Raw genomic sequence first — 11,521 nt, forward strand, 5'->3', positions numbered from 1 at the left:
CGGACCGGACGCCCGTCCGTCCGTTCGTCCGTGCGGCTCAGTAGCCGAAGGCCCGCGCCGTGTTCTGCGCGACGGCCTTCGACAGCTCGTCCTCGTGCAGGCCCAGCGTGGCGGCCATCGAGCGGAGGGTGACCGGGATCAGGTACGGCGCGTTCGGGCGGCCGCGGTAGGGGTGCGGGGTGAGGAACGGCGCGTCGGTCTCGACCAGGACGCGCTCCGGCGGGGTGGCGAGCAGGGCGTCCCGCAGCGGCTGGTTGGCCTTGAAGGTGACCGGGCCGGCGAAGGAGAGGTACCAGCCGTGCTCGGCGCAGATCCTGGCCATCGCGGCGTCGCCGGAGTAGCAGTGGAAGACGGTGCGCTCAGGGGCGCCCTCCTCCAGCAGGATCCGGATGACGTCCTCGTGGGCGTCGCGGTCGTGGATGACCAGGGCCTTGCCGTGCCGCTTGGCGATCTCGATGTGGCGACGGAAGGACTCCTGCTGGATGTCCACGCCCTCGGGGCCGGTGCGGAAGTAGTCGAGGCCGGTCTCGCCGACCGCCCTGACCTGCGGCAGGGCGGCGAGTGCGTCGATCTCGGCGAGCGCGGCGTCCAGTGCGCCGCCGCCGCCGGCCGGACGCTGCTGCCCCGACCAGCCGTCCGGGTCGCCGAGGAAGATCCGGGGTGCCTCGTTGGGGTGCAGCGCGACGGCCGCGTGGACCTGCTCGAACTCGGCGGCGAGCTCCGCCGCCCAGCGCGAGCCGGCCACGTCGCAACCCACCTGGACGACGGTGGTGACCCCGACGGCGGCGGCCTTCGCGAGGCTTTCCGCCGGGGTGCCGGACTGCATGTCCAGGTGGGTGTGCGAGTCGGCCACCGCCACCGCCAGCGGGGCGGGCGGGGGCGGCGGGACCGACCGGTCGTCGTCTTTGCGGGCCATCAGACTGCGGGCTTCTCTTCCAGGCGGGGGAACAGGATCTCGCCCTTGGTGACGGTGGCGCCGACGGGCAGCCGGCCCCAGTCGGCGGCGGAGTCGATGCTCTGCGCGGCGAGCGCGCCGAGGCCGGCCTCGGCGCCGAGCGACACCCAGAGCTTCTCGGCGGTGTCCGGCATGACCGGGTTGAGCAGGACGGCGGTGGCGCGCAGCGACTCGGCGGCGGTGTAGAGGATGGTCGCCAGGCGCGCCCGGCCCTCCTCCGAGTCGTCCTTGGCGACCTTCCAGGGCTCCTGGTCGCTGAGGTAGCCGTTGACCTGCTTGACGAACTCGAAGATCGCGGCGAGGCCGCCGGCGAAGTCGAGGTCCTCGCCGATCTTCTGGTCGGCGCTCTTCACGGCGGCGGTGAGGCCGTCCGCGACGGCCTGCTCGGCGGGGCCGGCGGCGGTGGCGGCCGGCAGCGCGCCCTCGAAGTACTTGCCGACCATGGCGGCCACCCGCGAGGCGAGGTTGCCGAAGTCGTTGGCCAGCTCGGAGGTGTACCGGGCGGAGAAGTCCTCCCAGGAGAACGAGCCGTCCGTGCCGAACGGGATCGCCCGCAGGAAGTAGTAGCGGTAGGCGTCGACGCCGAAGTGCGAGGTGAGGTCCTGCGGCGCGATGCCGGTGAGGTTGGACTTGCTCATCTTCTCGCCGCCGACCATCAGCCAGCCGTTGGCGACGACCCGCTTGGGCAGCGGCAGACCGGCGGCCATCAGCATCGCGGGCCAGATCACCGCGTGGAAGCGCAGGATGTCCTTGCCGACCAGGTGGACGGAGGCGGGCCACAGCTCGGCGAAGCGCTCCGGGTCGCTGCCGTAACCGGCGGCGGTGATGTAGTTCTGCAGGGCGTCGACCCACACGTACAGGACGTGCTTCTCGTCCCAGGGCAGCGGGACGCCCCAGTTGAACGTCGAGCGGGAGATCGAGAGGTCCTGAAGGCCCTGCTCGACGAAGCGCAGCACCTCGTTGCGGGCCGACTCCGGGGCGATGAAGCCGGGGTTCTCGGCGTAGAACTCCAGCAGCTTCGGGCCGTAGGCGGAGAGGCGGAAGAAGTAGTTCTCCTCCTCCAGCCACTCGACCGGCTTCTTGTGGATCGGGCAGAGCTTCTCGTCGGGGGTGGCGCCGTCGAGCAGTTCGGCCGGGAGCTTGTACTCCTCGCAGCCGACGCAGTACGGGCCGGAGTAGCCGCCCTTGTAGATCTCGCCCTTGTCGAAGAGGTCCTGGACGAACTCCTGGACCCGGTCGGTGTGGCGCTGCTGGGTGGTGCGGATGAAGTCGTCGTTGGCGATGTTCAGGTGCTGCCAGAGCGGCTTCCACGCCTCCTCGACCAGCTTGTCGCACCACTCCTGCGGGGTGACGCCGTTGGCGTCCGCCGTGCGCATGATCTTCTGTCCGTGCTCGTCGGTACCCGTCAGGTACCACACCTTCTCGCCGCGCTGGCGGTGCCAGCGGGTGAGGACGTCGCCCGCCACGGTGGTGTACGCGTGGCCCAGGTGCGGGCGATCGTTGACGTAGTAGATCGGGGTGGAAACGTAGTACGCCGGGGTCAGGGCCCCGGTGTTGCTGTGGTCTGCAGTGGCCGCCATGGTCGGAAAGCTTAGTCGCGTGCGGGGGCCGCCCTCGACCCGATGCCGCCGGGGCGTCCCGGGCGGCGTCCGACGGTGCGGGGGCGCCCCGGGAGGCGGGGGTGCGGCGGGCCCGGCGGTCGGGCGGGCCCGCCCGACCACCTTCAGCCCTTCAGCCCCCGGCCGCCTTCAGCCCTTCAGCCCTTCAGCCCTTCAGCCAGGCCAGGAAGCCGGCCAGCCGCCCGCGCGGCGACTCGTGCAGCGTCTTGCCGGGCGCGGCGGGCCCGGCCGGCTCCGCGTAGGAGGAGTACCCGGGGGCGTGGTGGGTGGACGCCGCCACGCCGGTGACCCGACCGGCGCGCATGATCCGCACCGTGTGCCCGCCGCAGCCGGGGCAGCTCGGCTGCAGAAGCGGCGACGGCACCCGGACCCCGTTGGCGTGGTACTCGATCACGGTGTGCCCGTCCCGGGCGACGTGGTGCTCGATCTCGTACGCCTGCTCCCAGCCGTACCCGCAACTCAGGCAGGCGAAGGAGTAGGCCTCCCGGACGCTCTCGACCGGGGTCGGCGGCCGGCCGGAGAGGCCGAGGCCGCTCGGCGCGCCGCCACCGAGGGGGGTACCGATTGTGTCGCTCATCGCGGTCTCCCAGCGCCCGCCGGACGCTCGCCCGGGCGGGTCTTTCATACCGGTGAATGCCCTGCTGGCCGCAACCGATGCCCACCTTGTCGAGACTTGGACCGGGGTTGGGAATCCCTGTACGAAGTCGCGGCGAAAACTTCAGATCATCGGGCGTTTACCTGGGCCTTTTCTCCAAGGTACGCGCCTGGGGCCCCACTGGCACGCTCTGTGCTCAGCGGCCCGCGGAGGCCTCGTTCTTCGCTGCGACCACAGCGTCGAAGACGTCCCGCTTGGGCAGTTTCAGCTCGGCCGCGACGGCCGCGATGGCTTCCTTGCGGCGCTCCCCCGCCTCCTCCCGGACCGCCACCCGGCGGGCCAGCTCCCCGGGGGTGAGATCCGCCGGGCCGGCCGGCGGGGCGCCCGCGACCACGACGGTGATCTCCCCCCGCACGCCCTCGGCCGCCCAGGTGGCCAGCTCGCCGATCGGGCCGCGCTTGACCTCCTCGTAGGTCTTGGTGAGCTCGCGGCAGACGGCGGCCGGGCGGTCGGCGCCGAAGGCCTCGGCCATCGCGGTGAGCGCCTCGGCGATCCGGTGCGGGGCCTCGAAGAAGACCATGGTGCGGGGCTCGGCCGCGACCTCGGCGAGCTGGCGGGCGCGGTCGCCGGCCTTGCGCGGCAGGAATCCCTCGAAGGTGAACCGGTCGACCGGCAGACCGGAGAGGGCGAGCGCGGTGAGCACGGCGGAGGGCCCTGGCACCGCCGTCACCCTGATCCCGGCCTCGACCGCCGCGGCGACCAGCCGGTAGCCGGGGTCGGAGACCGAGGGCATGCCGGCGTCCGTGACCAGCAGCACGCGGGAGCCGCCGAGCAGCGCCTCCACCAGTTCGGGCGTGCGGCCGACCTCGTTGCCCTCGAAGTAGGAGAGCACCCGGCCGGCCGGGGTGACCCCGAGGGCCTGGGTGAGCCGGCGCAGCCGCCGGGTGTCCTCGGCCGCGATCACGTCCGCGGTGCCCAGCTCGCCGACCAGCCGGGGCGGGGCGTCCGAGACGTCGCCGATGGGGGTGCCTGCCAATACCAGTACGCCTGTCACGCGCTCCATCCTCCCAGGGATTGCGGGCGGCCCCGCGCGGCAAGGGCTTTTCGGACGAACCGGGCAGCTTCGGAGGGAGCGGCCGCCCCCGGGCGCGCCGCCCCTACGATGTGCGGGTGAACGGCGACACGGCGGCCACTGCGCCCACCGATACGGGCCTCAGCGGTACGGACCACACCCCGCGGAGCGGCGTCGACGTGCCGGGCCGGGCGGCCGGGCCGTCCGCCGCCGTCCCGGCGCCGCGCGGCCACGACGACCGGCCCGACGACGGGCCCGACGACGGCCCCGGTGACGAACCGGGGGACGGCCTCGACGACGGGTCGGACGTGGACCCCGACGACGGGCCGGACGGGCCGGGGCGGGAGCGGCTGCCGGCCTGGCGGCGGGTCCTCTCCCGGCACGGGTACCGGCCGCCCGAGCGGCTCTCGCTCACCGATCGTCTGGTGCCGCCGATGCCGGGGACCGGCGGGCCCCCGCTGGTGCTGAACCGGCTGGGGATCTTCCCGCCGGACGCGCTCTGGGCCTGGCTGTGCCGGTGGGCGGGCTGGCTGGGGCCGCTCGCGGTGGCGCTGTTCGGCGGTGTGCTGCGCTTCACCGGGCTGGGCACCCCGCACGCGGTGATCTTCGACGAGACGTACTACGCCAAGGACGCGTACGCGCTCTGGCAGGGCGGCTACGAGACCAACTGGGGCGACGGCGCCAACGAGGCGATCATGGGCTCGCCGCAGAGCATCCCGTACCGCGTCGACCCGGCCTACGTCGTGCACCCGCCGGCCGGGAAGTGGATCATCGGCCTGGGCGAGCAGGTCTTCGGGATGAACCCCTTCGGCTGGCGAGCGGCCGTGGCCCTGCTCGGCACGCTGTCGATCCTGATGATCGCCCGGATCGGACGGCGGCTCCTGCGCTCCACGCTGCTGGGCTGCGTGGCCGGCCTGCTGCTGGCCGTCGACGGCCTGCACTTCGTGATGAGCCGGGTCGCCCTGCTGGACCTGGTGGTGATGTTCTGGATCCTGGCCGCCTTCGGCTTCCTGCTGCTGGACCGCGACCGCACCCGGGCGCTGATCGCCCGCCGCCTGGACGGCGTCCCGGACGCCGTCACCGCCCGCCGGATGAACCTGGGCTGGCGCCCGTACCGAATAGCGGCCGGTGTCTGCGTCGGCCTGACCTGCGCCACCAAGTGGAGCGGCCTGTACGTCGCACTCGCCTTCGGGCTGCTGACCGTGCTGTGGGACGCGGGCTCCCGCCGGGCGGCCGGGGCCGCGCACCCGTACCTCTGGACGCTGGTGCGCGACGCCGTCCCGGCGTTCTGCTCGATCGTGGTCACCTCGGTGGTCGTCTACATCTCCTCCTGGGCCGGCTGGTTCGCCAGCAGCAGCGTCCCCGGCCAGGGCGGCTACGGCCGGGACTGGGCGGCCCACCGCGCCGGGATCTCCCCCGAGTTCGTGCCGCTGCCGGGCCTGGGCCAGGTGCGGATGCCGTTCCGGTTCGACCTGACCTGGGTGCCGGACGCCCTGCGCAGCCTGTGGCACTACCACTCCACGGTCTACGACTTCCACACCCACCTGACCAGCCCGCACACCTATCAGTCGAACCCGTGGAGCTGGCTGGTGCTGGGGCGGCCGGTCTCGTACTTCTACGAGTCGCCCAAGCTCGGCCAGAACGGCTGCAAGGTCAACGAGTGCGCCCGCGAGGTGCTGGGCATCGGCACCCCGCTGCTGTGGTGGGCGGGCTGCGTGGCGCTCGTGTACTGCCTGTACCTCTGGGCGGTGCGGCGGGACTGGCGGGCCGGGGCGGTGCTCTGCGGTCTCGCGGCCGGCTACCTGCCGTGGTTCGGCTACCAGCAGCGGACCATCTTCCTGTTCTACGCGGTCGCCTTCGTCCCGTTCCTGGTGCTCGCGGTGACCCTGATGATCGGCGCGATCATCGGGCCCCCGGGGGCCTCCCGGGACCGCCGGATCGTCGGCGCCACCGGGGCCGGCGCACTCGTTCTGGCCGTCGTGTGGAACTTTTTGTACTTCTATCCCCTCTATACAGGGCAGACGATACCGATGGACGACTGGCGTGCCCGGATGTGGTTCAACAGCTGGATCTGAGCGCGTCCGTCCGTCGCGGGGGCCGCCCCGGCGTACCGGAACCGTCACGGGAGCCCCACCTTTCGTGAACGCACGGACCGGTCCCGCCTACGCTGTCCCCCGAACGCGCTTCCGACCACCCGCCGGGAGCCCGCCAGCCGCCAGACCTATGGGGGATCAGTCACCATGCACAAAGGCGCGAAGATCGGCGTCATCACCGGCGTCTCGGTCGCGATGCTCGCCGGCGCGGGATACGGGGCGTACAGCCTCGTGGGCCCCGGCTCGTCCGACGACAAGACGCCCAAGGCCCGCACGGTGGTCGCCGAACCGCCCAGCGCCGAGCAGGCGTCGAGCGGGGCCAAGGCGTTCCTGGACGCCTGGGCCGCCGGCGACCTGGAGGCGGCCGGCAAACTGACCGACAACCCGCAGGCCGCGACCACCGCGCTGCAGGCCTTCAAGGACAAGGTCAAGCCGAGCGGTCTGACGCTGGCCCCCGGCGGGCCGGCCACCCCCGCCGCGTTCGCCGCGGCCACGGCCGCCCCCTCGTCCACCGCCGCGCCGAAGACCACCGCCTCCCCCACCGCCGAGGCCACGGCGACCGGCACCCCGGCGCCGGCCGGCCAGGTGCTGATGGGCTACTCCGCCAAGGCGGAGTTCGAGGGCACCAGCAGCGCCTGGAAGTACGACGGCTTCCTCGGCGTGGTCAAGATGAGCGACAACACCCCCGCCGTGCACTGGGCGCCGACCGTGATCCACCCGCACCTGGCCGAGGGCGAGACCATCACCTCGCAGCCGATCTTCGCTCCGCCGTCCAACGTGGCCGACCGCAACGGCAAGTCGCTGGCCACCTACGCCTCGCTCGCCCCGCTGGTGGCCAGCCTGCAGAAGAACGCCACCGGGGATCCGGCCGACGCCGGCACCGGCGTGGTGATCGTCAACGACTCCGGCAAGGGCAGCCCGGAGAACCTGTTCACCATCACCGCCCCCAAGCCCGGCAAGCCGCTCAAGCTGACCATCGACAGCGCGCTCCAGACGGCGGCCGAGAAGGCGGTCCTGGAGCAGTCGCACGGCGGTACGCGCGCCTCCTCGCTGGTCGCCATCGAGCCCACCACCGGCAAGATCCTCGCGGTCGCCAACGCCCCGGCGACCGGGCGCAACTACGCCTTCCTGGACAGCACCGCGCCCGGCTCCACGATGAAGGTGATCACCGCGGCGGCGCTGCTGGAGGCCGGCCTCAGCCCCGACTCGCCGATGCCCTGCCCCGCCACCACGACGGCCGGGCACACCATCAAGAACGACTTCGACGAGCCGCACCCCGAGTACACCTTCAAGGACGACTTCACGAACTCCTGCAACACCGCCTTCGTGATCGAGGGCAAGGCCAAGCTCAAGTCCGGCGACCTCGCCGAGATCGGCAAGAACGCCTTCGGCTTCGGGACGGTCTGGAAGACCGGCCTGTCCAACTTCGACGCGGTCATCCCCGGCGCGGGGCAGAACGCGGACGAGACCGCCGACGAGTTCTACGGCCAGGGCAAGATCCAGATGAACGCCCTGGCGATGGCCTCGGTCGCCGCGACCGTCAAGGGCGGCGTGTTCAAGCAGCCGATCCTGATCGAGGGCATGCCGCAGGTGGAGGCGCCCGGCAAGCTCTCGCCGGACACCCTGACCAAGCTGCGCGCCATGATGGCGGCGACCGCCCGTACCGGTACCGCCGCGCAGCCGATGGCCGGCCTGCGGGGCGACATCGGCGGCAAGACCGGCACCGCCGAGCGCGCCCCGGGCGCGCCCACCGACAGCTGGTTCACCGCCTACCGCGACAACCTGGCGGTCGCCGCCCGGGTCGAGGGCGGCGGCCACGGCATGGACGCGGCCGGCCCGGCCAGCGCCGCCGTCCTGGCGGTCGGCAACCCGGGCTGACCGACCGGCCCGACGGCCCGGGCGGTGCCGCGCGCGAACCGCGTGCGGCGCCGCCCGGCCGGCTCAGGACGGCACCGGTACGCCCCGCTCCCCGCCCGGCTGCCGGAGCAGGCACCGCTGCGCCTCGGGCAGCGCCGACCGCCGGCGGCCGGCGGCCAGCCGGGGCCAGATCACCAGGACGACCGGCAGCGCCAGGTAGCCGAAGCGACCGGCCGGGGCCAGCGTGAACGCCAGCGCCAGTCCAGCCGCCAGCAGGTCGGCGGCGGCGATCGCCGAGGCCGGCGGACGGGCCAGCAGCCAGATCGCCACCGCCGCGCCGCCGGTCGTCAGCAGGACCAGCGAGACGGTGTGCCCGGTCGGGCCGAAGCCGGCCAGGACCTTTCCCGGCAGCGGGCTCCCGGCCGGGGTCCGGATCGAGGTGAGGCCCAGCGGGTAGCGGACCACCTGCTCGCGCAGCACCGAGGCCTGGGTCAGCGCGACCGGCAGGACGACCGCCAGCGCCGCGCCGACCGCCGTGAGCGCGGCCCGGGCGGCGGGCCGGCGCCCGTACAGCCGCCAGATCAGCAGGACGGCGACCGGCAGCGCCGGCCAGGCCGTCCACTTCAGGCTGCAGGCCAGTGCCAGCACCAGCCCGGTGGCGATGGTGCGGTCCCGCTCGGCCAGCGCCATCGCCAGGCAGCAGACACCGATCAGCGGCAGGTCGACGCCGCCGACCGCCAGGGCCAGCGCGATCAGCGGGGAGGCGGTGAGGACGGTCAGCGGCAGGAGCGTCGCGCGGTCCCGGCTCGGGCGCAGCAGCCGCCAGGACGCCAGCAGGCAGCCGAGGAAGGTGAGGGCGAACCATATCCGCGCGTCGCCGAGCACCAGGGTCAGCGGGCTGTTCGAGCCCAGCAGGCAGCGCGGCAGGCCGAACAGCGCCATCGCCGGCAGGTAGGGGTTGTAGTCGGTGACCACCGCCGGGTCCGGCAGGTAGGGGCTCCCGGTGGTGAGCAGCAGGTGCGCCGAGCGCTCGACCACCATCACCTCGGACTGGTGGCGGCCGTGCACCGCCAGCAGCGCCAGCGGCAGCAGGACGGCGCCCAGCAGGCCGACGGCGGCCGCGGCGCGGGCCGCGTGGCGCCGGGGCAGCACCACGCAGAGCAGGCCGGCGAGCAGGTAGGAGGGGGCCGCCACGGTGCCCCAGAGTCGTTGGTTGGGCAGGTCGGAGACGAGGGGGAAGGCCGCCGCCCAGCCGGCCGCGACGGCGCAGCCCAGCAGCTGGACGGACCGCATCGCGGCCAGCCGGGCGGGCGGGGGGAAGCCTGGCGCCGCCGGTCTGGGGTCGTCGCCGCGTTGGCGCGGGAACGGGCGCGTTCCGGCGCCGAAGCGCCGCCGCGTCCGGCGCGCCCCCTGCGGGAGCGCGCCGTGCGGGACGGCTGCGGGGTGGGCCTGCGTGCTGCTGCGGCCGATGAGGCGCCCGCGGGTGCGGGGCCGGCCGGGCGTGCGGGTGCTCACCATGGGGGAAGGTTATGGGCGGGATGTGCGCGCTGTCCCGGTGTTCGCGTGGCGGCTTCGGGGTGTCTTCGGGGTCCGCTCGTGGAGCCGTCGGGGCCGCCTGCGCCGTCCACCGCCGGCCGCCTCGGTCTGACCTGCGCCGACGCGGGGGCCCGCCCGGGCCGCCCGCCCGCTCGGCGCGGGCTCACGGGGTACCGGCCGGCTCCGGCTCGCGCTCCTGGTTCAACCGGGAGTGTTTCGTGCTGTACCCGAAGTAGACGCCCGCGGCCACCACCAGGGCGACGGCACCGGCCCGGAAGGTGTCCGCGTGCAGCCCGGTGATCAGGTAGACGCAGCAGCCCACGCTGAGCAGCGGCACCAGCGGGTAGCCCGGCACCCGGAAACCGCGGGGCAGGTCAGGCTGGGTCCGGCGCAGGATGATCACGCCGACCGAGACCACCGAGAAGGCGATCAGGGTGCCCAGGCTGGTGATGTCGGCCAGGACGTCCAGCGGCACGAAGGCGGCCAGCATGCTGACGCCGACGCCGACCACCAGGGTGTTCCAGACCGGCGTGCCGGTGCGCGGGGAGAGCCGGGCGAACCGGCGGGGCAGCATGCCGTCCCGGCCCATGGAGTAGAGGATGCGGGTCTGGCCGTAGATCACCACGAGGGTGATGCTGAAGATCGAGACGATCGCGCCGATCGCGAACACGATGGCCGGCCAGCTCTGGTGGGTGACGTCCTGGAGGATCTGGGCGAGCCCGGCCTCCTGGCCGTCGAAGTTCTGCCAGGGCTGCACGCCGATGCCGGTGACGGCCACCCCGATGTACAGCACGGTGACCACGACCAACGAGATGATGATCGCCAGCGGCAGGGTCCGACGGGGGTTCTCGACCTCCTCGCCGGCGGTGGAGACGGCGTCCAGGCCGATGAACGAGAAGAAGATGCTGGACGCCGCGACCTGGACGCCCGAGAGGCCCAGCGGCATGAACGGGGTCAGGTTTCCGGCGTGGAAGCCGGTGAGGCCGATCGCCAGGAAGAGCACCAGGATGCAGATCTTGATGCCGACCATGACGGCGTTGACCTTGACCGACTCGCTGACCCCGCGCACCAGGAGGAAGCAGACCAGCGCGACCAGGATCACCGCGGGCAGGTTGAACCAGCCGCCGTCCTGGCCCGGCGCGCCCGACAGTGCGGCCGGGATCCGGACGCCGAAGGCCAGGTCGAGGAACTTGTTCAGGTACTCGGCCCAGCTCACCGCGATCGCGGAGGCCGAGACGCCGTACTCCATCAGCAGGCAGATGCCGACGCCGAACGCCACGCCCTCCCCGAGTGTCGCGTAGGCGTAGGAGTAGGAGGAGCCGGAGACCGGGATCGCGGAGGCCATCTCGGCGTAGCAGAGCGCGGTGAGGCCCGCGGTGAGCGCCGCGATCACGAAGGAGAGGATCACCGCCGGACCCGCCTCGGGCACCGCCGTGTTGAGGACGAAGAAGATGCCCGTTCCGACCGTGGCGCCGATGCCGATGGAGGAGAGCTGCCAGAGCCCGATCGACCGCTTCAGGTGGGGGACGGGCCGCCCGCCCTCCCCGGGTGCTCCGGCGGGCGGGACGTCCCGGCCCTCGCTCTCGGCGATCAGGGTGGCGACGGGTTTACGTCTGAGCAGGCGTTCGCCGAGGGTGGTGTTGCTGGTCAAGGCGCGGATCCTTCTGGGCGGGGTGAGGGTGTCCTGGCGGCCGGTCACCCGACGGGCCGCGGAGTGCCATCGGGTACCAACCGGACAAAGATGGGACAGTACCCCGCGAATGCACCAGTGTCGCAACGGAACAGTCCGGCGCC

The 11,521-nt window shown here is 73.1% G+C and carries 8 protein-coding genes; 2 read left to right on the forward strand and 6 right to left on the reverse strand.

Going from position 1 to position 11,521, the window contains the following annotated elements:
- Positions 1-37 precede the first annotated feature (37 nt).
- The 4 genes from OG823_RS14035 to rsmI all read right to left on the reverse strand — a co-directional run bounded on the left by OG823_RS14035 (position 38) and on the right by rsmI (position 4,232).
- Positions 38-916 (reverse strand): TatD family hydrolase, encoded by an 879-nt coding sequence (locus OG823_RS14035; RefSeq protein WP_371479853.1) that lies wholly within the window; start codon positions 914-916, stop codon positions 38-40.
- Positions 916-2,535 carry a methionine--tRNA ligase gene (metG, locus tag OG823_RS14040; protein ID WP_371479854.1) on the reverse strand — a complete coding sequence of 540 codons (1,620 nt, stop codon included), beginning with the start codon at positions 2,533-2,535 and terminating at the stop codon, positions 916-918. Before metG ends, OG823_RS14035 begins: the two co-directional genes overlap by 1 nt.
- A gap of 184 nt (positions 2,536-2,719) precedes the next feature.
- Complete coding sequence (locus tag OG823_RS14045; RefSeq protein ID WP_371479855.1) at positions 2,720-3,151, reverse strand: hypothetical protein; 432 nt, start codon at positions 3,149-3,151, stop codon at positions 2,720-2,722.
- Positions 3,152-3,365: 214 nt separating this feature from the next.
- A complete protein-coding gene (gene rsmI, locus OG823_RS14050; protein WP_371479856.1) occupies positions 3,366-4,232 on the reverse strand; it encodes a 16S rRNA (cytidine(1402)-2'-O)-methyltransferase in 867 nt (288 codons plus the stop codon).
- A 317-nt stretch (positions 4,233-4,549) separates the two neighbouring features.
- Between rsmI and OG823_RS14055 the strand changes: the two genes are divergently transcribed.
- Both OG823_RS14055 and OG823_RS14060 read left to right on the forward strand, forming a co-directional pair.
- Positions 4,550-6,316: a dolichyl-phosphate-mannose--protein mannosyltransferase gene (locus OG823_RS14055; RefSeq protein WP_371484470.1), complete on the forward strand. Its 1,767-nt coding sequence runs from the start codon at positions 4,550-4,552 to the stop codon at positions 6,314-6,316.
- Between the two features lie 165 nt (positions 6,317-6,481).
- Positions 6,482-8,212, forward strand: coding sequence for a penicillin-binding transpeptidase domain-containing protein (locus OG823_RS14060; RefSeq protein ID WP_371479857.1), 1,731 nt, complete (start codon positions 6,482-6,484; stop codon positions 8,210-8,212).
- 63 nt (positions 8,213-8,275) lie between these two features.
- On the opposite strand, the gene OG823_RS14065 is transcribed toward OG823_RS14060, so the two are convergent.
- A complete protein-coding gene (locus tag OG823_RS14065; protein WP_371479858.1) occupies positions 8,276-9,709 on the reverse strand; it encodes a glycosyltransferase 87 family protein in 1,434 nt (477 codons plus the stop codon).
- Between the two features lie 181 nt (positions 9,710-9,890).
- Positions 9,891-11,378, reverse strand: coding sequence for an APC family permease (locus OG823_RS14070; protein WP_371479859.1), 1,488 nt, complete (start codon positions 11,376-11,378; stop codon positions 9,891-9,893).
- Between the last annotated feature and the right edge of the window lie 143 nt (positions 11,379-11,521).

The sequence above is a fragment of the Kitasatospora sp. NBC_00315 genome (assembly GCF_041435095.1).
In the GTDB taxonomy this organism is placed as follows: Bacteria; Actinomycetota; Actinomycetes; order Streptomycetales; family Streptomycetaceae; genus Kitasatospora.